At 35.4% G+C, this 24,890-nt stretch carries 30 protein-coding genes and 1 tRNA gene; 27 read left to right on the top strand and 4 right to left on the bottom strand.

What is annotated here, in order from left to right; all coding sequences use genetic code 11:
• The 4 genes from D7D81_RS14255 (at nucleotide 1) to D7D81_RS14240 (ending at nucleotide 1,371) form a co-directional block, all read left to right on the top strand.
• Entirely contained in the window at nucleotides 1-237 is a 237-nt protein-coding gene (locus D7D81_RS14255) for a DUF2273 domain-containing protein (RefSeq protein ID WP_125990731.1), read from the top strand.
• A gap of 14 nt (nucleotides 238-251) precedes the next feature.
• On the top strand, nucleotides 252-656 hold the full coding sequence (nusB, locus tag D7D81_RS14250; RefSeq protein WP_286169743.1) for a transcription antitermination factor NusB: 405 nt from the start codon (nucleotides 252-254) through the stop codon (nucleotides 654-656).
• Nucleotides 657-778: 122 nt separating this feature from the next.
• On the top strand, nucleotides 779-1,012 hold the full coding sequence (locus tag D7D81_RS14245) for a ferredoxin (protein ID WP_125990730.1): 234 nt from the start codon (nucleotides 779-781) through the stop codon (nucleotides 1,010-1,012).
• A 104-nt stretch (nucleotides 1,013-1,116) separates the two neighbouring features.
• Nucleotides 1,117-1,371 carry an AbrB/MazE/SpoVT family DNA-binding domain-containing protein gene (locus D7D81_RS14240; protein WP_125990729.1) on the top strand — a complete coding sequence of 85 codons (255 nt, stop codon included), beginning with the start codon at nucleotides 1,117-1,119 and terminating at the stop codon, nucleotides 1,369-1,371.
• A 92-nt stretch (nucleotides 1,372-1,463) separates the two neighbouring features.
• On the opposite strand, the gene D7D81_RS14235 is transcribed toward D7D81_RS14240, so the two are convergent.
• Complete coding sequence (locus tag D7D81_RS14235) at nucleotides 1,464-1,943, bottom strand: ferritin-like domain-containing protein (RefSeq protein WP_125990728.1); 480 nt, start codon at nucleotides 1,941-1,943, stop codon at nucleotides 1,464-1,466.
• 630 nt (nucleotides 1,944-2,573) lie between these two features.
• Between D7D81_RS14235 and D7D81_RS14230 the strand changes: the two genes are divergently transcribed.
• The 6 genes from D7D81_RS14230 (at nucleotide 2,574) to D7D81_RS14205 (ending at nucleotide 7,741) form a co-directional block, all read left to right on the top strand.
• Nucleotides 2,574-3,872 (top strand): phenylacetate--CoA ligase family protein, encoded by a 1,299-nt coding sequence (locus D7D81_RS14230; protein WP_125990727.1) that lies wholly within the window; start codon nucleotides 2,574-2,576, stop codon nucleotides 3,870-3,872.
• A gap of 52 nt (nucleotides 3,873-3,924) precedes the next feature.
• Nucleotides 3,925-5,670: an indolepyruvate ferredoxin oxidoreductase subunit alpha gene (iorA, locus tag D7D81_RS14225; protein WP_125990726.1), complete on the top strand. Its 1,746-nt coding sequence runs from the start codon at nucleotides 3,925-3,927 to the stop codon at nucleotides 5,668-5,670.
• Nucleotides 5,663-6,235: an indolepyruvate oxidoreductase subunit beta gene (locus D7D81_RS14220; protein ID WP_125992216.1), complete on the top strand. Its 573-nt coding sequence runs from the start codon at nucleotides 5,663-5,665 to the stop codon at nucleotides 6,233-6,235. Before iorA ends, D7D81_RS14220 begins: the two co-directional genes overlap by 8 nt.
• 24 nt (nucleotides 6,236-6,259) lie before the next feature.
• Nucleotides 6,260-6,688 carry an ACT domain-containing protein gene (locus D7D81_RS14215; protein WP_125990725.1) on the top strand — a complete coding sequence of 143 codons (429 nt, stop codon included), beginning with the start codon at nucleotides 6,260-6,262 and terminating at the stop codon, nucleotides 6,686-6,688.
• 151 nt (nucleotides 6,689-6,839) lie between these two features.
• Nucleotides 6,840-7,166, top strand: coding sequence for a cupin domain-containing protein (locus D7D81_RS14210; protein ID WP_125990724.1), 327 nt, complete (start codon nucleotides 6,840-6,842; stop codon nucleotides 7,164-7,166).
• Between the two features lie 224 nt (nucleotides 7,167-7,390).
• Nucleotides 7,391-7,741 carry a DUF2512 family protein gene (locus tag D7D81_RS14205; protein WP_125990723.1) on the top strand — a complete coding sequence of 117 codons (351 nt, stop codon included), beginning with the start codon at nucleotides 7,391-7,393 and terminating at the stop codon, nucleotides 7,739-7,741.
• A gap of 700 nt (nucleotides 7,742-8,441) precedes the next feature.
• Here D7D81_RS14205 and D7D81_RS14200 read toward each other — a convergent pair.
• Nucleotides 8,442-8,939 (bottom strand): Rha family transcriptional regulator, encoded by a 498-nt coding sequence (locus D7D81_RS14200; RefSeq protein ID WP_205739227.1) that lies wholly within the window; start codon nucleotides 8,937-8,939, stop codon nucleotides 8,442-8,444.
• A 104-nt stretch (nucleotides 8,940-9,043) separates the two neighbouring features.
• Between D7D81_RS14200 and D7D81_RS14195 the strand changes: the two genes are divergently transcribed.
• Nucleotides 9,044-9,307: a hypothetical protein gene (locus tag D7D81_RS14195; RefSeq protein ID WP_125990722.1), complete on the top strand. Its 264-nt coding sequence runs from the start codon at nucleotides 9,044-9,046 to the stop codon at nucleotides 9,305-9,307.
• A gap of 243 nt (nucleotides 9,308-9,550) precedes the next feature.
• Here D7D81_RS14195 and D7D81_RS14190 read toward each other — a convergent pair whose 3' ends face one another.
• Nucleotides 9,551-9,781: a hypothetical protein gene (locus D7D81_RS14190; RefSeq protein WP_125990721.1), complete on the bottom strand. Its 231-nt coding sequence runs from the start codon at nucleotides 9,779-9,781 to the stop codon at nucleotides 9,551-9,553.
• 388 nt (nucleotides 9,782-10,169) lie between these two features.
• Between D7D81_RS14190 and D7D81_RS20170 the strand changes: the two genes are divergently transcribed.
• The 3 genes from D7D81_RS20170 (at nucleotide 10,170) to D7D81_RS14180 (ending at nucleotide 11,697) form a co-directional block, all read left to right on the top strand.
• Nucleotides 10,170-10,292, top strand: coding sequence for a hypothetical protein (locus D7D81_RS20170; protein ID WP_286169741.1), 123 nt, complete (start codon nucleotides 10,170-10,172; stop codon nucleotides 10,290-10,292).
• Nucleotide 10,293: 1 nt separating this feature from the next.
• The gene (locus tag D7D81_RS14185; RefSeq protein ID WP_125990720.1) at nucleotides 10,294-10,911 is read left to right on the top strand and encodes a hypothetical protein; all 618 of its coding nucleotides are present in this window, start codon (nucleotides 10,294-10,296) and stop codon (nucleotides 10,909-10,911) included.
• A 99-nt stretch (nucleotides 10,912-11,010) separates the two neighbouring features.
• Nucleotides 11,011-11,697: a hypothetical protein gene (locus D7D81_RS14180; RefSeq protein WP_125990719.1), complete on the top strand. Its 687-nt coding sequence runs from the start codon at nucleotides 11,011-11,013 to the stop codon at nucleotides 11,695-11,697.
• Between the two features lie 150 nt (nucleotides 11,698-11,847).
• Here D7D81_RS14180 and D7D81_RS14175 read toward each other — a convergent pair.
• Nucleotides 11,848-11,934 (bottom strand) — tRNA-Leu (locus tag D7D81_RS14175).
• A 223-nt stretch (nucleotides 11,935-12,157) separates the two neighbouring features.
• On the opposite strand from D7D81_RS14175, the gene D7D81_RS14170 reads away from it, so the two are divergent.
• From D7D81_RS14170 to recN, 13 genes are all read left to right on the top strand, one after another.
• Nucleotides 12,158-12,370, top strand: a complete 213-nt coding sequence (locus D7D81_RS14170) for a hypothetical protein (protein ID WP_125990718.1) — start codon at nucleotides 12,158-12,160, stop codon at nucleotides 12,368-12,370.
• 114 nt (nucleotides 12,371-12,484) lie between these two features.
• Nucleotides 12,485-13,318 carry a sulfide/dihydroorotate dehydrogenase-like FAD/NAD-binding protein gene (locus D7D81_RS14165; protein ID WP_125990717.1) on the top strand — a complete coding sequence of 278 codons (834 nt, stop codon included), beginning with the start codon at nucleotides 12,485-12,487 and terminating at the stop codon, nucleotides 13,316-13,318.
• The gene (gene gltA / locus D7D81_RS14160; RefSeq protein WP_125990716.1) at nucleotides 13,318-14,724 is read left to right on the top strand and encodes an NADPH-dependent glutamate synthase; all 1,407 of its coding nucleotides are present in this window, start codon (nucleotides 13,318-13,320) and stop codon (nucleotides 14,722-14,724) included. The genes D7D81_RS14165 and gltA overlap by 1 nt, the downstream gene beginning before the upstream one ends.
• The gene (gene folD, locus D7D81_RS14155; RefSeq protein ID WP_125990715.1) at nucleotides 14,721-15,575 is read left to right on the top strand and encodes a bifunctional methylenetetrahydrofolate dehydrogenase/methenyltetrahydrofolate cyclohydrolase FolD; all 855 of its coding nucleotides are present in this window, start codon (nucleotides 14,721-14,723) and stop codon (nucleotides 15,573-15,575) included. The genes gltA and folD overlap by 4 nt, the downstream gene beginning before the upstream one ends.
• An 8-nt stretch (nucleotides 15,576-15,583) precedes the next feature.
• Nucleotides 15,584-16,801 (top strand): exodeoxyribonuclease VII large subunit, encoded by a 1,218-nt coding sequence (gene xseA, locus D7D81_RS14150; RefSeq protein ID WP_125990714.1) that lies wholly within the window; start codon nucleotides 15,584-15,586, stop codon nucleotides 16,799-16,801.
• Nucleotides 16,802-16,808: 7 nt separating this feature from the next.
• Nucleotides 16,809-17,036 (top strand): exodeoxyribonuclease VII small subunit, encoded by a 228-nt coding sequence (gene xseB, locus D7D81_RS14145; RefSeq protein WP_125992212.1) that lies wholly within the window; start codon nucleotides 16,809-16,811, stop codon nucleotides 17,034-17,036.
• Nucleotides 17,033-17,917 carry a polyprenyl synthetase family protein gene (locus tag D7D81_RS14140; RefSeq protein ID WP_286169737.1) on the top strand — a complete coding sequence of 295 codons (885 nt, stop codon included), beginning with the start codon at nucleotides 17,033-17,035 and terminating at the stop codon, nucleotides 17,915-17,917. The genes xseB and D7D81_RS14140 overlap by 4 nt, the downstream gene beginning before the upstream one ends.
• A 644-nt stretch (nucleotides 17,918-18,561) precedes the next feature.
• Nucleotides 18,562-19,122, top strand: coding sequence for a hypothetical protein (locus D7D81_RS14135; protein WP_230866929.1), 561 nt, complete (start codon nucleotides 18,562-18,564; stop codon nucleotides 19,120-19,122).
• Nucleotides 19,123-21,033, top strand: a complete 1,911-nt coding sequence (gene dxs / locus D7D81_RS14130; RefSeq protein ID WP_125990713.1) for a 1-deoxy-D-xylulose-5-phosphate synthase — start codon at nucleotides 19,123-19,125, stop codon at nucleotides 21,031-21,033.
• Nucleotides 21,012-21,833: a TlyA family RNA methyltransferase gene (locus D7D81_RS14125; RefSeq protein ID WP_125990712.1), complete on the top strand. Its 822-nt coding sequence runs from the start codon at nucleotides 21,012-21,014 to the stop codon at nucleotides 21,831-21,833. Before dxs ends, D7D81_RS14125 begins: the two co-directional genes overlap by 22 nt.
• 25 nt (nucleotides 21,834-21,858) lie before the next feature.
• Complete coding sequence (locus D7D81_RS14120; RefSeq protein WP_125990711.1) at nucleotides 21,859-22,692, top strand: NAD(+)/NADH kinase; 834 nt, start codon at nucleotides 21,859-21,861, stop codon at nucleotides 22,690-22,692.
• A 12-nt stretch (nucleotides 22,693-22,704) separates the two neighbouring features.
• Entirely contained in the window at nucleotides 22,705-23,157 is a 453-nt protein-coding gene (gene argR / locus D7D81_RS14115) for an arginine repressor (protein WP_125990710.1), read from the top strand.
• A 26-nt stretch (nucleotides 23,158-23,183) separates the two neighbouring features.
• Entirely contained in the window at nucleotides 23,184-24,881 is a 1,698-nt protein-coding gene (gene recN, locus D7D81_RS14110; RefSeq protein ID WP_125990709.1) for a DNA repair protein RecN, read from the top strand.
• The last annotated feature ends 9 nt before the right edge of the window (nucleotides 24,882-24,890 follow it).

Below are 24,890 nucleotides of genomic sequence, written 5' to 3'. Positions count from 1 at the left end.
ATGGAAAATGAATTATGGAAGAAACTACTTCAACTTATAACATATCATAAGGGTAAGGTTACAGGAGCTCTCCTGGGTTTTTTCTTTGCTATCTTAATATTGATCATTGGGTTTTTAAAAGCTCTGTTGGTTGTTGTATTTTCTTTTGTTGGTTATTATCTCGGTTCTCGCTGGGATCAGGAGGGTGATTTCAAAAGGGTTCTTGACCGCCTACTACCACCACAATATAAACAATAGAAAAGGGGATATTGATGTTGAAGGTTTCAAGACACCAGGAAAGGATTTGGGCACTTCAGGTGTTATACGGCCTGGATATTTTAGATAGTCTATCAGTAGTAGAAGCAAAAAAAGGAATAGCTAATTTAAAAGACAGTGAAGTTCTTTGTGATGAAAATTATTATTTTGAAGATATAGTAATTGGTGTAGTAAAAGGATTAGCAGAATATGATAGAAAAATAAATGAACTAGCTATTGATTGGAAAGTAGAACGCATGTCATATATTGATAGGAATATCCTCAGGATGGCCCTTTATGAATTGAAAGAAGGTTTAGCACAGGGGGTAGTGATTAATGAAGCAGTAGAGTTAGCCAAGGAGTTTTCTGATGATAAATCACCTGCTTTTATTAATGGAATCTTAGGTAAGGTAAATAAATAAAAACATATTTTTGAAGACCTGGCTTTTCTTAAAAGCCAGGTCTTTACTTTTGTATAAAAAGAATAGTATTAAGTATAATAAAGCAAGTAGCTTTTTATAAATAAAATAGGGTGTGAATTAAATTGTTTAATATAAAAGAAGGCTATCCAGAAAATGCAGTAGGAGAATTTTTTGTCAACAAAGCCTGTATTAGCTGTGGTAAATGTATGGCAACTGCACCGTATAATTTTAAATTTACTATAGGGGATAAACATGCTATTGTTGACAAACAACCTGTGACTGCTGAAGAAGATAAATTATGCCAAAAAGCATTAAATGACTGTCCTGTAAATGCTATCGAAAAAGTGGAAATATAATAAAAAACTAATAATTATTATATAATACGCCAAAAGAAAACAAAAACTTATTGACAAGTTATCCATATTTTGCTATAATAATAAAAAAAAGGGGTGACTTATGTATGAAGGCAACTGGTATTGTGAGGAAAATTGACGATTTAGGAAGAATTGTATTACCTAAAGAATTAAGGAAAACCATGCATATCGACAGAAAAGATCCAATGGAAATTTATGTTGATGAGGATACTGTAATACTTAAAAAATATGAGCCAGCATGTTTATTTTGTGGGAATGCAGAAGATACCATAGAATATAAGAAAAAGGTAATATGTAAGAGTTGTCTTAAAGAAATGTTGGGCAAAGAAGAAACTGCTTAAAAAAGTGAACTAGCAAAAAAAATAGTCTTTTACAAAATTATAGGTATTTATAAAAACACAGCACGAATTGATTCATGCTGTGTTTTTATAAATTATAATAATGTTCTTGCATAAAGGTAATTTAACCTGTCTGCTTTGGAATATTCATTTGTCATCATTATAAAGATCATATCCCTTAATTCAGGGTCAGTAGTATCAAGGTAAAGCCTTCTATATAGCTCAGCATCCCTTATTTCGTTAAAGAGTGCTCTTTCTATACCGGCACGGTAATTTACTGGTTCTGTAAAGGGTTCTCTTATTGGATCAATATCCTCACCGGTTATATCCATATAGATATCTCTTAATATTTCCAAATTTTTCTCTTCTAGAGCCCTGATATCTCTAAGAACATTTCTGGGATTGGTATAACGGGGCATCTGCTGTGCCTGTGGTTGAGCAACTAACAGGTTAATTAGGTAATCATATAGTTCTATATCATTAAGTTCCCTCCCGGCAAGAGTCCTTATAAGGCAAAGATTGTTTTCACACCATCTATCAGGATATCTCCCTGGACCACAATAATCGTTGGGCAAAATATAACACCTCCTAAACTAATAATGAAGATGTTATATATTATGTTATATAATATATCTTGTTACAATATAAATATATTAATATAATCTAAAAAGAGATTTCTTACCGATTATCCTGGAAATAAACCTATTTATTTTAAGAAAAGACCACAAGAGGAACATAAGGAATAGAATAAATAATTTGTGTATTTTACTATTAAATAACAATAGATTATTACCCCCTAAAGTATTTGGATCATTACCTAGTTTTTAGTATTAAAAAATATTTAGACAGGTAGTTTGTGGTAGAAAATTAAATAAAGTAATAAGCAGATATAAAAAGAAGTTTAATTAAAGGAAATATATATTTAATCTAGAATATTTATTGTATGTGATAGAATAATTATAAATGTTTTACGTGTAAGAAATGATTAAATATGTGTTTTTGCTAATTTTACCAGAACCCCATCTAGAAAAAGTTTTTTCGTCAGCTGAAAAACTATGGGGAGTAGTTCTAAAATAGAGGTTGAGTAAGCAAATGAGTCAAAGGACCTTATGACTAAGGAGGATTAATGCTGTTTTAGTCTTATTGACAGGTATTAACTCTTAAAATATAACTTAAAGGGTAATATTGAGGAGGATAATGTTTATATGATCTGGAATAAAGATATAGAATGTCTAAGTAGAAATGAAATGTCTGAATTGCAGTTAAAAAATCTAAAAAAAGCAGTTAAGAGGGCATATAATAATGTGCCTTTTTATAGACAGAAGTTTGACAAAGTTGGTTTGAAGCCAGACGATATAAAATCACTGAAGGATATAGAAAAAATTCCATTTACTACCAAAGATGACTTGAGAGACAATTATCCTTATGGCCTATTTGCTGTTCCTATTAAAGAGATTATTCGCTTACATGCTTCTTCTGGTACAACCGGAAAACCCATTGTAGTAGGATATACTCGTCAAGATATGGAAAACTGGTCTGAATGTGTGGCAAGGATAATAAAGGCAGCTGGTGGATGTAAGGATGATATTGCCCAGGTTGTTTTCGGTTATGGTATGTTTACTGGCGGTTTTGGACTTCATTATGGTTTGGAAAAAGTTGGTATTACTGTTGTTCCTGCTTCAAGTGGTAATTCTAAAAGGCAGTTAATGTTAATGGAGGATTTTGGTTCTACTATAATTGTCGGTACTCCATCATATGCAGTATATCTGGCCGAACTTGCAGAAGAAATGGGTTTGAATAGTAATAAACATAAATTAAGGTTAGGTCTTTTTGGTGGTGAAGGACATACTGATGAACTCCGAGAAGAAATTGAGAAAAGGTGGGGTATCCAGGCAACTGAAAATTATGGCTTAAGTGAGATAGTTGGTCCTGGGGTTGCAGGTGAATGCTTATGCCATACTGGGATGCATATTAATGAAGACCACTTTTATCCAGAGATTATAGATCCTGAAACTGGCAAAACAAAGGGCTATGGTGAAAGGGGTGAACTGGTTTTGACTACCCTTACTAAAGAGGGGATTCCCATGTTGAGATACAGAACTAAAGATATAACAGTCCTTGACCCTGAGCCTTGTCAGTGTGGCAGGACAAATGTAAGGATGAAAAAAATTCTAGGTAGAACTGATGATATGTTAATTATTAGGGGAGTAAATGTTTTTCCTTCACAGATCGAAAGTGTGTTGGTAGGGATGGAGCATATTGGTCCCCATTACCAGATACTTGTCCGAAAAAAGGGTTATATGGATGATATAGAGGTTCAGGTTGAGTTGGTTGATGGTAAGATGTTGGAGAAATTTAGTGAATTAGAAAAACTTGAAAAAGGTATTAAAGCAGAGTTGAGGACTACACTCCAGGTTGATGCTAAAGTAAGGCTTGTTGAGCCTAAGTCATTGGAAAGGTCCTTAGGTAAGGCTAAGCGGGTAATTGATCTAAGGGATAAATAAATGATGATAGATAAATAGATGATAGATAAATATACTAGAGGGGGTAATAGTAGTGAAGAGACTAATGCTTGGTAATGAGGCTGTTGCCAGGGGTGCTTATGAGGCTGGTGTCAGGGTAGCCTCATCTTATCCAGGGACACCGAGTACTGAAATTACGGAAAGTATAGCAGAATATGATGAAATATATGCTGAATGGGCTCCCAATGAAAAGGTATCATTAGAGGTAGTCTGTGGGTCTGCAATAGCAGGTGCTAGATCAATTTGTGCAATGAAACATGTTGGTTTAAATGTGGCAGCTGATCCATTATTTACAGCTTCTTATACAGGGGTAAATGGAGGACTGGTAATTGTTGTTGCGGATGACCCGGGTATGCATAGTTCTCAGAATGAACAGGACAGTCGTAATTATGCCCGAGCTGCCAAGCTGCCGATGTTTGAGCCGTCTGATAGTCAGGAGAGTAAGGACTTTGTTAAAGAAGCCTTTGCAGTTAGTGAGGAGTTTGATACACCTGTTTTAGTTCGCTTATCAACTAGAATCTCTCATTCCAGGGGTATTGTGGAATTAAAAGATAGAGAAGAAGTAGATTTGAAGGATTATAAAAAGGATTTTGAAAAATATGTTATGATGCCTGCCATGGGTAGGAAAAGGCATCTTGTATTAGAAAAAAGAATGGGTTCTTTAAAAGATTTTGCTGATAAGACAACTTTGAACAGGATTGAATGGGGCAACAAGAGAATTGGTGTTATAAGTAGTGGGATTGCTTATCAGTATGCTAGAGAGGCCTTTAGTGATGCTTCATATTTAAAACTGGGTATGGTCTATCCACTACCAGACAAATTGATAAGTGAATTTGCTGATAAGGTAGATAAGTTATATGTTGTTGAGGAATTAGAGCCATTTTTTGAAAAACATATTAAAACAATGGGCATAAAAGTAATCGGCAAAGAAAAGCTGCCTATTACTGGTGAGCTCAGTGCTGAAATTATTAAAGATAAAATGTTAAATGAAAATAGCAATACAAATAAACCCTTTAAAAATGAACTTCCACTTAGACCACCTGTAATGTGTCCCGGTTGTCCTCATCGAGGGACATATTATGTCCTCGGTAAACTTGGTTTGACTGTTACTGGAGATATTGGTTGTTATACCCTGGGGGCGTTACCACCTGCGCAGTCCATGGATACCTGTATCTGTATGGGAGCCAGTATTGGTATGGCTCATGGTATGGAAAAAGCCAGGGGAAAAGACTTTGCTCGGAAAACAGTTGCTGTTCTTGGGGATTCAACCTTTATGCATTCAGGTGTGACTGGTTTAATTGATATTGTATATAATCAGGGTAATTCTACAGTAATTATCCTGGATAACTCTATAACTGGAATGACAGGTCATCAGGATAACCCACTTACTGGTTATACAATAAAGGGTGAAGTAACTAAACAGGTAGACCTTGTAAAATTAGCTGAAGCTGTTGGAATAGAAAGGGTTAGAATTGCCGATCCCTTTAATCTGAAGGAATTTGAGGTTGTTGTTCAAGAAGAGGTTCAGGCAGCTGAACCGTCGGTAGTTATAGCTCAGCGCCCCTGTGCTTTATTAAAAGAGGTAAATTATGAAGGTGTGCTGGAAATCAACACAGATAAGTGTGTTGATTGTAAACTCTGTATGTCATTAGGTTGTCCGGCTATTGTTGATAAGGGTGATCATATGGAAGTAAATGAGGCATTATGTGTAGCTTGTATGTTATGTACAGAGGTTTGTCCGGCTAATGCTTTTGAAAAGGCTGGTGATAGTAATGAATAAGCTCAATATTATGATTGTTGGTGTTGGTGGCCAGGGGACTTTATTAGCCAGTAAAGTTATTGGTAATGTTGCGTTAAATAAATCATATGATGTAAAAATGTCTGAGGTTCATGGTATGGCCCAGCGGGGCGGGAGTGTAGTTACCTATGTTAAACTGGCTGAAGAGGTATATTCTCCTATTGTTGAAAAGGGAGAAGCAGATATAATTCTTGCCTTTGAACAGCTGGAGGCTCTTCGTTGGATAGAGTATTTAAAACCAGCTGGAAGATTATTAATTAATAATCAACAAATTGACCCTATGCCTGTAATAATAGGAAATGCAAAATACCCTGATAATATAATAGAAAAATTAAGAGATAAATACCCAAACATAAGGGTAATAGATGCTTTTAAGATTGCTAAAGAATCTGGAAATATTAAAACGGTTAATACAGTGATGATAGGGTTAATGGCCAGGTCACTAGATTTTGAGAAGGAAGATTGGTTTATATCTATCAAAGAAATGGTTCCTGAGAAGTTTATTGAGGTGAATATAAGGGCCTTTGAGGCTGGATATAACTATTAGAGGTATATTAAAGGGGGTATAGGGGTGTTAATAAAACAGATTTCAGTTTTTGTTGAAAATAAATCAGGACGTCTGGCTGAGATTACCAAGATTTTAGCTGAGAACAATATTGATATCAGTGCAGTATCTATTTCTGACACTACAGATTTTGGTATTTTAAGAATGATAGTGAATAAACCAGAAGAGGCAGAAGAGGTTTTACAGAAAGCTGGTTTAACAGTTAGCTGTACAGCTGTGATTGCAATATCTGTAAAAAATAAACCTGGTGGACTAGCAGAGGCATTAGACCTTCTGGCTGATAAAGGAATAGGTATAGAGTACATGTATGCTATCGGTAAAAAGACGGAAGAGGCCTTGATAATTTTGCGTGTTGAAGATGCTGATAAAGCTGTGAATTTACTTTTGAGCTATAATATCAAGGTGTTGCCCTCTGATTCTGTTTATAGTCTATAAGTTGTGAAAACTAGATATTCAGGGTAATATCTATACTTATTGCTGTTGATGGCGGCTGGCTTGTCAGGTTAAATAGTATAAATTAGATTTGTAGATGGTCTATAGTTATACATATATTGATTCTTTTGATATTTAAAAAAGGGGAGATTTAATGATTACTATCAATAAAGAAATCGAACTTAATCAATTGGAAGAAAAAGTTGTCAGGAAAATTCTTGTCAATGGTGAATCATTGATGATGGTTGAGGTATATTTTAAAAAAGGTGGTATAGGTCAGGTACATAGTCATGAAGAACATGAGCAAGTGAGTTATGTAGTCGGTGGTAGTTTTGAGATAAGCTGTGATGATGAAAAGAAGGTTTTAAAGAGTGGAGATAGTTTTTATGCTGATAAAAACGTTGAACATGGTGTTAAAGCTCTGGAAGATGGAGTAATATTGGACATTTTCACACCAATCAGAGAAGATTTTCTGGAATAAACAGGTACTTAGTTAATTAATGAATAAACAAATAGTAAATTTACTTTGTAAAACTTATGGTATTATTTTGTCACAAAAATAAAAACCCCTTTTATATTTTAAATATAAAAGGGGTTTTTTGTTGTTGGAGCAGAAATAATTATAAGAATTCTATGTATAAAAGTTACAAATTTAGTTATATTATATAATATAAATTCAAGAGAATAATTACTGGAGGGATAATAATGAGAACAGGTATGGCCCTATTGATAAAATTTATTTTAACGTTTGTAGCAGCTTTTATTGCTTTCGATTTATTATTAAATAATGATATCTTCTGGATCTTATTACTGAGTTTGGTGGCTATGTTAATTAATTATCTAATAGGGGATTTAATGGTATTACCGGCAAAGGGTAATATGATAGCTTCTATTGGTGATGGTCTTCTTGCTGCAATAACAGCTTATATTTTTGATCTTTTAATTCCTGCCTTTACTACAAGCTGGTCAACATTATTGTGGTTTGCTATATTAATTGGGATAGCAGAGTATTTCTTTCATTTATACTTAAAAAAGGATGAAAAAGTAGCCCCTTAGAGAACTGATTGAATTCTCCCGCTCAAAATGAAAACTAAAAGAAATAGGCGTAACAGCAAACCCTTATTCTGGTCTTGAAAACCAGCTCTAAGATAATAGTGTATTGGCCATAAGTATCAGCCCCTTTAATTTATTTTAACACATGCTATATGGTTAATTCAATTATATTTTATAATTCTAATTGACTACCTATGATTTGAACTTAGTATTTTCAATAATTCTTTCATTTCTGGTGTTTAATTGGTTATATGGATAAACATTTTACATATGAAAAAGATGTAGATGAGGGATTATATGATGATTTTAAGAACGACTATGATGATTTTTATTTGGGATGTGATGTTATATTCTAAAGATTAAATGGCCCCTTAACAGGGGTTATTTTTTTTATAGATTTTAATCAGTTAAAAATCAAGGCACTTTGGCCAGAAGTTGGGCGGGCAAACGCACATGATCCGTAAATTACAACAAAAAGAAAAAGGGCTATAAGCCCTTTGATTTCAATGGTGCTGAAGGTGGGAGTCGAACCCACATGAACCAAAGTCCACATGACCCTGAATTACCGTTATGTATTTTATCTAGTTAAATATAGATAAATCTTGTTAATAAAACCCTTGATAAATAGATTATCAGGTATATTTTTGTAAACAATATTTTCCAACTGTTAAACCTATTTTATCTTTTTAAATCGTCGTAGCTGTCAAATAGCTGTCACTTTTTTAAGGAGATTTATGATAATTATAAAATCTGCTTTAGGTTTAAGCTCTCCTATAATTTGTTCTTGCCTTTTATTAGTCAGTTCCAATTCCCGTTTTTCTTCCTGTTCTTTTATCCAGACTTTAGCCCTTTTAATAGGGTCTTCAATCATGTAACTATCCTGAAAATCTAGAAGTTGATTTTCCATTTCGTGAAACTTATTAATATATGTTGCTGTAAATTCTGTGCCTTTTTGACCAGTCAATTTGTGGGCTATAAACTCACAACCTTTTTTGGTAACTTGATAATTGGATCTTGCTTCGCCCTTGCCATCAGTGTACCTACTTACAATAAAAAAATTAACCAACGCAATTTTGCTCTCGTTAAGGTATTCAGAATAATTCCTTATATCTCTCAATAAATCCGAATGCCTTTTCCCAACCATCTTTGCATCTTCTCTACTGTCTAATGTTAATTTCTCTCTGCTTTTTAGGTTACTCACTAAACCACTCCTTTTAAAAATATAAATACCTAATTATGCAGGAAAATATTATAAACAGAGAATAAATGGAATAAAATATCAAATAAAGGGGGGCAAAACAAACATTGGAAAAAATAATATTGATTTTAATATTAATATTAATATTTAGTAGTAGTGTTGTTTATGCTGGAACGCCAATAAATATAACTCATACAATTGATTTAGGCGATGGTAATATGGGAAATGTGTTCCTTTACTATATTCGAGATGAATTCCCAAAATCAAATATGTTTACAATAGATAAAAATTCACCTTTTATTATGCATGTCAATACAATACAAAATTGTTACAATGAGCTAAGTTATTCTGTTATATGGGTAATGAAATAAAGAAAGGCGATATATTCTTAGATTCAAGTTTAGGAAGGACAGGTGAGGGGTATTTTGAATTACACGCCCAAAATGTTATAGCTACTGCAAGCGAAATAATAAATAATTACCAATAACCAAAAGCCCCAATTAAGGAGCTTTTCTAAAAAATATCTATATAATATAATAAAAAATTAATATTATACAAAAAAAGAAAAAATAAAGTGGGAAAAACCATTTACGAAAAATTATTTACACTTTCATTCATTTTACTTTTCTCTTTAAATCGCTTATATCAAGCCTGTTCTGTGCAATAAAATCTAATGCAAGTTCTGTTTTATTGTTAAGACTTTTTATATCGTCTTTGATTTGACTAATGTCATTTTCAATATTAGAAAGTCTTTGGTCAACATCAATCTTAAAATTACCGAAACCTTCCAGAAATATATCTATCTTTTCCTCTAAATTGTCAATCTTTTTTTCTAATTCATTCATACTATCAACTCCTTATTATATTGTTCTTGATTATTTGAGTAATTCCTTCTTGGGGAGTATATAATTTCAATTTATATATTATTTTTTTATTATATCATGTCCGAGTTTTTCTGTGCAATTAATTATAACCTATCCAATCAGCATATTTACTTTAGCATATGTCTCAGTGATTTAGGATGTTTTTACTCTTCTACAAAAACATCTTTTTTATAAAAAAATCGTAATCCTAATTACATTCCAAAGAATCAACAATATAGGCAATATACCTACAGCCCAATGACCCTTATAGATTAGAAATAGTGATGTAACAAATAAAGCAAGCATTCCAATTTTGTAAGAAGATAGAACAGAGGCGATTATTACTTATATTATAGCTGCAATTTGTATTATGGTTGCTATAGGTGGGTATTTCTACAGAAACATGGATGACGCTACTTTGAAATGGCTAATAGGCTTTGCGGTTTTTCTTTCTGGAGAACGTGATATAGGGGATTTCCTGAGGCGGGGATAACTTGAAGAAACTGTATATCTACATTGCTGTTGTAATTGCTTTGATGGTTGCTGGTTATTTTTTGGGAATAAAGCTGGCCGGACTTGCAGGTGGAATTCTGGCCATTTTTGGTCTGGGGACCAGGAAGTTGAAAAAGGAAAGTGCTCAGGTAATGGATCAGGCTGAAATGGAAAAGAAAAAAGCCGATAAGATTAAAAAAAATATTGAAGGCAGAGAAAAAAGGGATAAGAAATTATCAAAAAGGCTGAATAAATATTTCCATATGTTATTAATTGCCTTGATACTATTTACATTCTCAGGGATAGGACTAACAGAAGATAAGCCACTTGATATTGATAATCTTAAAATACCTGATAACTATCAAGATTTGGTGGCAGCTTACAAAGATATGGCTATGATAGCTATTGAGTATCAGGAACTATATAGGGCCGCTGAGGTGGATAATAAAACTTTAGTACAGAGTAATGAGAATCTGCAGCAGTTGATTGCTGCCCAAAAGGAGATAATTGACCAGTTACTGAAAAGTAATAGTAATGCAGGGGTAATTGCAGGGGTAAATGTAGTACCAGGCAATATAGAGAATTCCGGGCTAATATTAGGGTTAAATTATCAGTTTTGAATAAAGATATTATGAATTTTATCCAGGTTTAACCGGGGCTTTCTTTTTGCAGGATTTTACCATTTTATGGAGAATTAAACAAAAAGGGATGGTGATATCATGAAAAAAACAATTTTAATGCTGGTATTTTTAATAGTATTGTTTACTTTGGTGGGGTTAGCGGAAGCGGAGGAAATGGAAAAGGATATTAGCTTTCAGATTGGTGAATTTGATTCTAAAGAGGATGAAGACATAACAGCTATTATGATTAGGCAGGATAGTTATTTTTCTGTGAATATTTATAATGAGTTTACTTTAGCTTTTATGGATATTGACGGTGATATTAATGATACCAAGACTTATTCTGTTGATTGGGTATTTTATGCTCCTTTATTAAAAAACCGGGGCTTGATGGAGAATAATGTTTTTTTAGGGGCAGGAATAAATTACTCACATGAAAAAGGAGATATGGACTTTTTTGATATAGATTTTAAAGAAGATAGATATACCCTGCCTATTTCAGCTGTGGCAAGGGCTAAAATAAGGGAAGGTACATTTTTAAGGTTAAGAGCGGATTATATTCTTATTGGTAAATATTCTATGGATATTAATTCTGCATTAGAACCTAGTGGTGATTTTGATGGTTATGGTTTTGATATTAGTCTCAGACAGAAAATTAATGAAAAGCTTAGTTTTGTAATTGGTTATATGGATAAACATTTTACCTATGAAAAAGATGAAGGATTGGATGATGATCTTGATAATGATTATGATGGTTTTTATTTAGGATGTGATGTTATATTCTAAAGATTAAATGGCCCCTTAACAGGGGTTCTTTTTTTTATAGATTTTAATCAGTTAAAAATCAAGGCACTTTGGGAGAAGTTGGGCGGGCAAACGCACATAACCCGTAAATTACAACAAAAAGAAAAAGGGCTATAAGCCCTTTGATTTCAATGGTGCTGAAGGTGGGAGTCGAACCCACATGAACCGAAGTCCACATGACCCTGAATCATGCGCGTCTGCCAGTTCCGCCACTTCAGCATATATTTTGCTGTTTATCTTGACACTTTATATAGTATAATACTTAATAGCTTATATGTCAATACTTCAAATGAAGTTATTTTGAAAAAAGATAAATTTTAAGTTTTTGTATATTTAGAAAATTTAATATTATCGGTAAAATTTCTTATTAAATATTTCTATAAAACCTTTATTTTTTATAAAAGTGGATATAATATAGATAATCCAGAAAAAAGGGGGTTAAATGGTGGAAAACAGGCATTTTCCACAGCGAGTTCGCACTATTAAGTATGGAGGAATAAAGTATATTAATAATGTTTCGACTGAAGAGATTAATGACTTTGTAGAAGGTTTGCCTGAAGACAAGAAGAGCAGTATGGCAGAGGTTACACAGCTGCTAAAAGAGCAGGGGCTGATCAGCCTTATACCTGATGATGAGCCAAGTCCCCCATGTTAATTTAACAGGAATATAAAAAAATTTTGCAGGATTTTAAGTCAAGTTAAAGAATAATTATAAAAAAGGAATTAAAAAATAAAGTAGAAGCAGTAAAAGGGAAATTGGAGGGGTTTTATGTTCAAAATTTTAGTAAAAGAAGTATTAGCTAAGGGAATAAAAAGGATAAAGGTAAAGGCTCCTATGATTGCTAATAAAACAAAAGCAGGAAATTTTATTATTCTAAGGATTGATGAGAAGGGTGAAAGGATTCCTTTAACGGTTGCTGACTATGACAGAGAGACCGGTATAATCTCCATTATATTTCAGGAGGTTGGTTATACAACCAAACAGTTAGGTAGCCTGGAGGTTGGTGGGCATATTAAAGATATTGTGGGTCCTTTAGGTAAACATATTGAACTTGAGGGTTATAAAAAAGTTGTTTGTCTTGGAGGTGGTTCTGGAACGGCTTTGCTTTATCCCAAGGTCAAGGCTTTTTACAATAAGGGGTCAGAGGTAATTGCTATTACCGGTGCTCGGACAAAGGATTTGATTATTTTAGAGGATGAGCTGGCTGAGATAAGTAATAAATTATATATTGCTACTGATGATGGTAGTTATGGCCATCATGGTTTTGTAACAGACATTCTTAAAGATCTATTGGAAGAAGATCAGGAGATTGACCTGGTTGTTGCTATTGGTCCTGTTCCCATGATGAAAGCGGTGGCTGATATGACAGCAGCATATGGTGTAGAGACAATAGTGAGTCTTAATTCATTAATGGTTGATGGAACTGGTATGTGTGGTGGATGCCGGGTCACTGTTGGTGGTGAAACAAAGTTTACCTGTGTAGATGGACCTGCCTTTGATGGACACCAGGTAGATTTTGATGAATTAATAAATAGGCTTAGTTTTTATAAAGATGAAGAAGAAGTGCATCAATGTAGACTGGATGAAGAGGTGAGTAAATAATGGCCTTACAGAAAAAGAAGACAGAAATGCGCAATCAGGATCCAACTGAACGAATAAACAATTTTAAAGAAGTACCTTATGGTTATAATAAAGAAGAGGCCATCAATGAAGCTGAAAGGTGTTTACAGTGTCCTAAGTCTCCTTGTGTAAATGGTTGTCCTGTTAATGTTCCTATTCCAGATTTTATTAAGGCATTAAAAAAAGGAAAGATCGAAGAAGCCAATGATATAATAAAAAGCAAAAACAATTTACCTGCAATCTGTGGTAGGGTCTGTCCACAGGAAAGTCAGTGTGAAAAAGTTTGTGTTATGGGAGCCAAGAATGAACCAGTGGCTATAGGCCGTCTGGAGAGGTTTGTTGCAGATTCTATGTTAGACAAGGTGAACATCTCTGCTGATGCTGTAGCAGATAAAGTTAGTAAGGAAAAGGTTGCAGTAATAGGAGCAGGACCAGCTGGTTTAACTGCTGCTGCTGATCTGGCTAAAGAGGGTTATCAGGTAACTATCTTTGAAGCCCTACATGATACTGGTGGGGTTCTCCGTTATGGTATACCTGAGTTTCGTCTGCCTAAAAAGATACTTGATAAAGAGGTTGAGAGTGTAAGAGCCCTTGGTGTAGATATAAGGGTTAATGTTATAGTAGGTAAGAGTGTTACAATTGATGAACTCTTTGCCGAGGGTTACCGGGCTATTTTTATTGGTACGGGCGCTGGACTACCACGTTTTATGAATATACCTGGGGAAAATTTAAATGGTGTTTACTCTGCTAATGAGTTTTTAACCAGGGTAAATCTTATGAAGGCCTATAAATATCCTGATTATAGAACCCCTGTTAAGATTGGTAATAGGGTAGCTGTTATTGGAGCTGGTAATGTAGCTATGGATTCAGCAAGGACTGCCAGGAGGCTGGGGGCTGATGAGGTGGTTATAGTTTATAGACGGTCTGAAGAAGAGATGCCTGCCCGGGATGAAGAGATAGAGCACGCCAGGGAAGAAGGCGTAATCTTTAAATTATTAAATAATCCGGTTAAAATTGATGGTCAGGAGGGTCGTGTTTTCAGTATGGAATGTATTAAGATGGAGTTGGGTGATGAGGATGATTCAGGTAGAAGGAGGCCTGTTCCCATTGAGGGGTCAAACTGGACAATGGAAGTTGATACAGTAATTGTAGCTATTGGTCAGACACCAAATCCATTACTGACGAGTAATACTGAAAAACTGAAGACAGAGTCCTGGGGAGGAATTATGGTAGATGATAGGCTGGCAACCAGTCGTAAAGGGGTTTTTGCGGGTGGTGACATAGTAACAGGTGCTGCGACTGTCATCCAGGCAATGGGGGCCGGGAAAAAAGCAGCCCGGAGTATTATTGATTATCTGACAAGTAAGGAATGGAGTGGTAAGAATTGAGTAATTTGATAGATGGTAAAGCGATTGCTGAAGAAATAAGGAATGAATATAAAGAAAGGGTTAAGGAATTTGCCGGAGAGGGTAGAAAGCCTGGTTTAACAGTTGTTTTGGTAGGTGATGACCCGGCTTCACAAACATATGTTAAATTTAAAGAAAGGGCTGCTACTGAACTTGGGATTTCTTCAAAAATAGTCAGGCTCAGCCAAAATATAAATCAGCAGGAATTATTGGAACTTATTGATAGATTAAATTTAGATGATGGGGTTGATGGTATTTTGGTACAACTTCCTCTACCAGAACATATAAATGAAAAGGTAATTATAGAAGCGATTGCTCCTACAAAAGATGTAGATGGTTTTCATCCCATAAATACTGGTAGATTGTTTAGTGGTCAGCAGAATAGGACAAGGTTTGATGCCTGTACACCAATGGGAGTTATCGAGCTCCTGGATAGAAAAGGGATTACGATTGAGGGTAAAAAAGCCGTTGTAGTTGGTAGAAGTATTATTGTGGGTAAACCGGTGGCTCATCTCCTTTTAGAGAGAAACGCTACTGTTACTATCTGTCATTCCAGGACTGCCAATTTAGCTGCTGAAACCAGACAGGCCGATATTTTAATTGCTGCTGTTGGTCGTCCTAATTTAATAACAGCTGATATGGTTAAAGAGGGTGTTGTTGTTATTGATGTAGGGACTAATCGTGTTAACGGCAAACTGACTGGAGATGTTGCTTTTGATGAAGTTAAGGAAAAGGCAGCCTATATTACACCTGTCCCTGGTGGTGTTGGGCCGATGACAATAGCAATGTTAATGAAAAATACTATTAAAGCTAGAGAATATCATGGGGTCTAATAGTTATTATGGATAGAAAAATTTATAGTGTTTCCAGGATAACAGATTATATTAAGGATTTATTTTCCGGAGACAACTTGCTCAATGATATATGGGTAGTTGGAGAGATTTCTAACTTTCACCACCACAGTTCCGGGCACATGTATTTTAGCTTAAAGGATAGTAATACTTGTTTAAATTCTTTAATGTTCAAAGGTTATAATAGGTATTTAAAATATAAACTGGAAGATGGTATGAAGGTAAATGCCCATGGGTATATTGATTTATACAAACCACGGGGGAGTTACCAGTTTTATATTGATAAGATTGAACCAGATGGTAAAGGGGCCCTTTATCTGGCTTTTGAACAATTAAAAGAGAAACTGGAAAAAGAAGGTCTTTTTGCTAGTGAATCTAAGAAAAAAATACCTATGCTTCCTAAAAAAATAGGTATTGTAACTTCACCTACAGGTGCAGCAATCAGGGATATTTTATCAGTGGTAAAAAGACGTTTTGCTGGTGTATCTGTTTTGATAGTACCATCAAGGGTGCAGGGTAATATGGCCAAAGATGAATTGATTAGTGGTATTGATTATTTAAATAAACGTAGTGATATAGACTTGATTATAATTAGCCGCGGTGGTGGGTCGATTGAAGACCTCTGGCCCTTTAATGAGGAGATAGTGGCCAGAGCTATTTATCACTCGAAAAAACCGATTATCAGTGGTGTTGGTCATGAAATAGATTTTACGATAAGTGATTTTGTGGCAGATCTGCGGGCACCGACACCATCTGCTGCTGCAGAACTGGCTATTTCTTCCAGAGAAGAGATAGAGAAGAATATAACTGGTCTATTTAGTAGGTTGAAAAACGCTGTGAATTATAAGATGGAGAGATATAGAGAAAATCTTACTACCCTGAAAAATAACAGGGTCTTTTCCCTACCTGAAGAGTTATATGCTGCCCAGATACAGGAAAGGGATGAACTGGTAAAGAGGTTTGAATGGGCTATGGAAAAGAGTATTGGGAGTTATAAGGAGAGATTTACTTTATTAAATAGTAAACTGAATAGTCTTAGCCCACTTAAAACGTTGGAACGTGGTTATTCTATAGTAAGTTCCAGGGGTAAATTAATCAGGGATGTTTCTGGTATTAAAAAGGGTGACTATCTGGATATAAGACTTAGTAATGGAACTATAAAGAGTATTGTAGAGGAAACAGAGAAAGAAGGTGAATTTAGTGTCTGAGAATGAAATGAAATTCGAGAATGCACTGGAAAAATTAGAAGATATTGTAGAAAAACTAGAATCAGGTGGTCTTTCTCTGGATGAGTCATTGGAAAAATTCACCGAAGGTGTCAAGCTGATTAAATTCTGTAACCAGGAGTTAGCTGCTGCTGAAGAAAAGATAGAGATTGTCTTAAAAGAAGCAGATGACTTTAATAATATAGTTCTCTATAAGAATGAGGAGGAAATAAATTGACTGATATTAAACAGTTATTAAAGGATTATGCCGCTGACTCAGATAGAGTACTTAATGAACTAATGGATTTAGAAGAGAATATAATAGCACCAAAACTCCTCACTGCTATGAGATATACCCTGTTTTCCGGTGGTAAAAGGCTAAGACCTATCCTGACAAGGATGACAGCTGAATTACTGGCAGGTGATTTAGTTTCTGCCCTTAAAGTTGGGGCAGCTCTGGAGATGATACATACATATTCACTTATCCATGATGACCTTCCCAGTATGGATAATGATGATTTCCGTCGCGGTAAGGCTACAAATCATAGGGTTTACGGAGAAGGTATTGCAATTCTGGCAGGTGATGGTTTGCTAACCTATGCCTTTAATATTTTAGCTAATCTTTCCTTACCAGCTGAGAAGATTGTCAGGATAATTCAATTAATAAGTGATGGTGCAGGGATAAATGGAATGGTAGCTGGTCAGGTCCTAGATCTGGAAGCTGAAGACAGGAAAATAGGTCTTAAGGAACTTAAGGAAATACACCGGGCTAAAACAGGGGCTTTATTTAGAACAGCGATACTGGCTGGTGCTTTTTGTGCTGACCCAGAAGATAAAGAAATAGATGCTCTGAGAAAATACGCCAATTATCTTGGCTTAACCTTTCAGATAGTTGATGATATACTTGATGTTATTGGTGATGAAGATAAACTTGGGAAAAAAACTGGTAGTGATGAAGAGCTTAATAAAGCTACTTATCCAAAATTAATGGGTCTTGATCAGGCGCGAGCTGAGGCTGAGAATACAGCAACTTTAGCCCGGGAATCACTGAATATGTTTGGCGAAAAGGCAGATAATCTACTACAGTTGATAGACTATATTCTAATCAGACAGTGTTGATTGAAAGTTGTATATAATATGTGTTATAATATCTTTTACGGATGGTGCAGTATCCTAGTCAATACTCTATTTCTGAAGGCGGGCCTAAAAATCCGTCAAGGGCATATCGATGAAGTTCCTGGTGCTGGCTGCTGACGCCCAGTCGGGGGCTGGTGCTGGGAGTTAAGGGCTTGGGGCGATCCACAATGGCATGTGGGCGTTGACCCCTTTCCCGTGGAGGCCAAAATGCTTGTGGGAACAGTGTTTTGGTGAACCTGTATCTGTTGCAAGATGGATGCAGTGTAGCCTGCTTTGAAGTGGTGCAGGGGACAGTAGTAATGTATTTATATCAAGGAACCAGGTACAAATACCTCCTTCTACTGGAAACCTGAACTGCAAAAGAAGCTAGGAAATGGGTATGTATTGTCAAGGAAAACTTCTAGGCTGCTGAACAATTTGTTCAGGTATAATAGGGATTAAAGTGTGGTCTTAGTGGTAGTCCAGTCCTGTATAGGGTGACCTTACAGTTGGAATAATAAAGGGAAACCGCCTAACTGGTGACAGTAGGTTATTCTAGGGGAAAACCAACTGGACCTATGCCGCAGTGTTTACCTGTTATATTACCATCCAGTATAAGATAATTAATATTGAAGGGTGAAAAAGATTTGGATATTGAGAATATAAAGGGAAGTCTATTAATTGCTATTCTTACATTTTTGATTGCTATTCTGGTTACACTAGGTTCACAGTTACAGATAGAACATGTATCTTTGATTCCTGCAATAATAATATTATTAATAATAATTTTTATAGGGATTATAAGTGATATGATTGGTGTTGCTGCTACAGCTGCCAACATAAAAACCTTTAATGCCCGTGCTGCTAAACGTTTATTTGGGGCTAAAGAGGCTTTGTTTCTGGTTAAACACGCTGACAGGGTAGCAAGTCTCATGTGTGATATTGTCGGTGATATCTGTGGGACTGTTAGTGGTGCTACCGGGGCAATTATTGTTCTTAGAATAATTGCTGTCTGGGGTGGTTCTGAGGGTTTTATTAATCTTATTGTCATAGGATTGGTAGCTGCTTTAACAGTTGGTGGTAAGTCATTTTTTAAGACTTATGGAATTAAAAGCGCAGATGAAATTATTTTTTTTGTAGGAAAAATTATTGCTGGCTTTATTTTAATCAGGCTAGTAATTGCTGCTAAATTAAGAGGTGACAAATAAATGAGACGGATATTGGATGATGTTTATTCACCAGATGATATTAAGGTTTTATCCTATGAGGAAATGGATAGACTTGCCTTTGAAATAAGGGATTTTATTATTAAAACGGTTGCTGATACCGGGGGACATTTAGCTTCTAATCTTGGTGTTGTTGAGCTTACCCTGGCCCTTCATTATCATTTGAATAGTCCTCAGGATAAAATAATTTGGGATGTTGGTCATCAGTCCTATATTCATAAAATAATAACCGGTAGGAAAAATGAGTTTAAAACAATTAGACAGTATGAAGGTTTGAGTGGATATCCCAAACGAAGTGAGAGTGTTCACGATATTATTGAGACTGGTCATAGTAGTACTTCAATAGGATCAGCTCTTGGTCTTGCTCTGGCCAGGGACCATGAGCAGAGAAAAGACAGGGTATATGCTGTTATTGGTGATGGTTCTTTAACTGCTGGTATGGCCTTTGAGGCCTTGAATCATGCTGGTCATCTGGGCAGGGATATGACTGTAATTCTAAATGATAACAATATGTCTATTTCGCCAAATGTAGGGGCCTTATCACATTATCTTTCTAATATCAGAATAGATCCACGACTTCATAAATTAAAGGAAGATATAGAATTTATAATAAGCAGAATACCTAGGATAGGTTCAGTTATGTCCAGGACTATTGAAAGGGTAAAGGACGGACTTAAATATACAGTATTAACCGGGATATTATTTGAGGAAATGGGATTTACCTATATTGGACCACTTAATGGACATAATATAGAAGAATTGCTTAATAACTTTAAAAAGGCTGATATGATTAAAGGTCCGGTTTTGATACATGTTAACACAATTAAGGGAAAGGGTTATCAACCTGCTGAAAACCAACCCAGTAAATATCATGGGGTAAGTCCATTTAAAATAGGTAATGGAGAAAGAAAGAAGGAAAGGGCACTGCCTTCCTATAGTGAGGTTTTCGGCCGGGCTATGATTAAGATAGGCCAGTTTGATAATGATTTGATCGGGATTACTGCAGCAATGCCGGAGGGAACAGGTTTGAATATTTTTAAAGAAAAATTTTCAGACCGTTTTTATGATGTTGGAATTGCTGAACAACATGCTGTAACACTGGCAACTGGGCTGGCTAGGGGAGGCAAAAAACCGGTCGTAGCTATTTATTCCTCTTTTTTACAGAGGGCATATGACCAGATTATCCATGATACATGTATTCAGAACTTACCAGTTGTATTTGCCATTGACAGGAGTGGTATTGTAGGGAATGATGGTGAAACACATCAGGGTACCTTTGATATTTCTTTTTTAAGACCGATACCGAATCTTACCTTTATGGCACCAAAGGATGAAAATGAATTACAGCATATGTTATATACTGCTGTTAACTTAGGTAGTCCGGCAGCAATCAGATACCCCCGTGGAGACATCTATGGTGTAAAAATTGATCAAGACCTAAATAAGCTTGAGGTCGGTAAGGCTGAGGTGGTTAAGGAAGGTAAAGATATTTTGATAATAGCAATTGGTTCACGTGTTTACCCTTCTTTAGAGGCTGCTCGTCAACTTGCTGAACAGGGAATAGAGGCTGAAGTTATTAATGCCAGGTTTATTAAACCCCTTGATAAGGATTTGTTAGTTGCTAAGATTAAGAAATTTAAAAAGGTAGTAACAGTAGAAGAACAGGTTTTAAATGGAGGATTTGGTACAGCAGTGCTGGAATTAATTAATAAAGAACAACTGGAGGGTATTTCCTTAAAGAGACTTGGTCTGCCAGACAGTTTTATACCTCATGGTTCTCAGGAGATGATGAGATCACTTTACGGAATTGACACCTCAGGTATTGTAGATACAGTACTTGAGTTTTCTGCTGCAGATATGGGGGTTGCTGTATGGCCAAGAAAGAACGCCTAGATGTTTTGCTAACTGAACGGGGACTGGTTTCCAGCAGGAGCCAGGCTAAAAGGTCTATTATGGCTGGTAAGGTATTAGTTGATGGTGAGGTAGTAGATAAAGCAGGTGCCAGGATAAAATTGACAGCTAAAATCAAACTTAAAGGTAAGGAATACCCTTATGTAAGCCGTGGAGGTCTAAAACTGGAGAAGGCCCTTCGTGTATTTGAAATAGATACCCTGGGGAAAGAAGCCATTGATATTGGTGCATCAACAGGTGGTTTTACAGATTGTCTCTTACAAAATGGTGTGAAACAGGTTTATGCAATAGATGTTGGTTATGGTCAGCTTGCCTGGGAATTACGACAGGATGATCGGGTTGAAGTTATTGAACGGACAAACTTCAGGTATCTTACCCCTGATCAGTTAAAAATTAAGGTTCCTCTGATAGTGACAGATGTTTCTTTTATCTCTTTACGCCTTATCATTCCGCCGGCTGTACAGTTCTTACAAGAAGAGGGAGATATTGTTGCTCTGGTAAAACCACAGTTTGAAGCCGGACCAGATAGGGTTGGTAAGAATGGTGTGGTAAGAGATAGTAAGGTACATAGAGAGGTAATTAATGAACTCAGTTCCTTTTTTCAGGGAGAGGGTCTGGCTCTAATGGATTTGAATTATTCGCCAATAACCGGTGCTAGCAGTAAAAACATAGAATTTTTGATGCATTTGAAAAAAACAAGGGAAGAAACAGATCCAATCTTGTGGCAGCGTAAGATAGAAAAAATAGTAGATACAGCACACAGCCAGTTTGAGAGGGGTTGATTTTATTCAAATTTTTGGCCTATATATGAACACATTAAAAGAAGAGGCATATCCAGTAGTTAATAATGTAATTACTTTTTTAGAAAAAAATGAGGCTGCTTATTTAATTGAAGAGAATGCTGCTTTATTACTGGGAAGAGAGGACAAACGGGCAGATTATAAGCTTTTAAAAGAAAAGGTAGACCTTGTAATTGTCTTTGGTGGTGATGGGACCTTTCTTCATGCCTCACATCATTTTTTTAATACTGATATTCCTTTACTGGGGATAAATATTGGACATTTAGGCTTTTTAACAGAGATAGAAACAGATGAGTTGACAGCAGCTTTGAGTAATCTATTAAAAGGGAATTATAAAATAGAAAAAAGAATGATGTTAAATGTCAGTGTTTTTCGTAGTGCTAAAGAAATATTTAATACTACTGCCCTTAATGATCTTGTTATCCACCGTGGTGGAAAATTAAAAATGATTTCCCTTGAATTATATATTAATAATGAGATAGTCCATTCTTATAGGGCAGATGGTTTAATAATTACGACTCCCACTGGTTCAACTGCCTATTCATTATCTGCTGGAGGGCCAATAGTTAACCCTCAGGTCAGGGCTATAATTGTAACACCTATCTGTCCACATACACTTTTTATGAGACCTATGGTAATATCTGATCGGGAGAGTTTAAAGGTTAAGGTAGAAGGTGAGGAAAGCATGAGATTAACTGCTGATGGTAGAGCTAATTGTTTATTAGAGCCCGAAGATGAGATCTGTCTGTCTGCCTCAGAAAAAGAGTTATCAATTATAAGAATGCCTGAAAAAACCTTTTATACAATTCTTCATAAAAAAATGAAGCTAGGTCTGGTATAAAGGAGGTATTAGATGAAGAGTAAGCGCCATTTAAGGATATTAAATCTTATAAAAACTTATGATATAAGCACCCAAGAGGAATTAGTTGCCAGACTGGAGCAGGAAGGGATAGATGTTACTCAGGCTACTATATCACGTGATATAAAAAAATTGGGCCTGATCAAGGTTCCTGATGGTTATGGTGGTTATAAATATTCACTGGCAAATGAGCGTAAACAGACAGATATCTATGACTGGTTAAAAAGAATGTTTCAGGATTTTGTAGTTGATATGGATTATAGTGAGAATCTTATTGTCCTTAAAACACTACCTGGAACTGCAATGGGTTTAGCTTCAGCTATTGATAACATAGACTGGGAAGATGTTATTGGTACAGTTGCTGGTGATGATACACTATTGTTAATTATTAAACCGAAGGAGAGAACCAGGGGATTATTTGAAAAATTACAGAATTTTTTAGCCTGATTTCTTTAGAGGAGGGGGAGTATATTATGTTAGTTGATTTTCGGGTCAAAAACTATGCCTTGATAGATGAGCTTGAAATACAATTTAGGGATGGTCTTAATGTTTTAACAGGAGAGACCGGTGCTGGTAAATCTATTATCATAGGAGCCCTTGAAATATTACTGGGAGCCCGTGCCTCTTCTGATTTAATAAGAACTGGTCAGGAAACAGCCTATATTGAAGCTGTTTTTGAGCCGCGTAAACTTAAAGAAATTAACAGCTATCTTATGGAAGTAGGGATTGAGCCAGAAGAAAAGATGATTCTTTTGTCCAGGGAAATAAGGGAAAATGGTCGGAACCGTAATAGAATAAACGGCCAACTGGCTACTGCTGGTATGATTAAAGAGATAAGCAGATATTTAGTTGATATTCATGGTCAACATGAACATCAATTGATTCTGGATTCGACTTCTCAACTGGATCTACTTGATGAATTTATTGTTGATAAGGAGTCTAAACTCAAGGACAGGGTTGCCGAAAAATTTGCCAGGATAAAAGAATTAAGAAATAAATTATTGGAGATTGAAATAGATGAAACGGAAAAAGCCAGGCAGATAGATTTACTGGAATTTCAAATTTCAGAAATAGAAAATGCAGGTCTTAAAGAAGATGAGATAGAAGGATTAGAGAAGGAATATAAGATTTTAACAAATATGGAAGACATTTATACTAGTGTTGGGAGTATCTATAATGCAATTAATGGGGAAGATTATAATAAACAGTCAACACTAGAAGAAATTGGTTTTTTCATGAAAGAGATGGAAAATATCAAAGATTATGATTCCAATCTTGAAGAATTTTATGATATTATTAAAGATATCTATTATCAACTTGAAGAATTGGGTTTTCAGCTACATAATTATTATGATAGTTTAGAATATGATGATAATAGATTGAAAATTGTCGAAAACAGAATTTCCCAGATAACTGCTCTGCAGAGGAAATACGGAAAAACTGTTTCAGAAATACTGGCTTATAAAGATGAAATAAAGCAGAGCTTAAGTGATTTAAAATCCCAGGATTTACTAATAAAGAAATTAACAAAAGAATTACATGAAATGGAAGAAAATTATTATGAAACGGCCCGGAAATTATCTAAAATTCGACAGGCTAAGGCAGTAAAATTAGAAGAGATGATTTCTCAGGAGTTAAAAGATCTAGCTATGAAGGATACGATTTTAAAAATTAAGTTTAAAGAAAAAAAACTAGCTGACAATGGTATAGATCGGGTTGAATTTATGATTTCTACTAATCGTGGGGAGGAGTTAAAACCACTTGCTAAAATTGCCTCTGGGGGTGAACTATCAAGGATAATGTTGGCCCTTAAAACTATTATTGCCCATATTGACCAGGTTGATACACTAATTTTTGATGAGGTAGATAGTGGTGTTGGTGGCAAAACAGCTCAGATGATGGCAGAAAAACTGGCGTTAATTAGTCAAAAACGACAGGTTATTTGTATTACCCATCTACCCCAGATTGCCAGCATGGCTGATAATCATTTCTTTATTAGTAAAAAAACAGATGCCAATCATACCTATACAGATATATATTCCCTTGACCAGATGGGGCAGAAAAAAGAACTTGCCAGGATGCTGGGTGGTGTTACGTTAACTGATACAACTATGAAACATGCTGAAGAAATGCTTGCTTTAGCTGATGATAAAAAGTCTAAAATGATCTAATTATCCTGG

The organism is Halocella sp. SP3-1, assembly GCF_003953885.1.
In the GTDB taxonomy this organism is placed as follows: Bacteria; Bacillota; Halanaerobiia; order Halanaerobiales; family DTU029; genus Iocasia; species Iocasia fonsfrigidae.
Note: the sequence above shows the minus strand (reverse complement) of the source record. Positions and strands in the feature narration are given on the sequence as shown.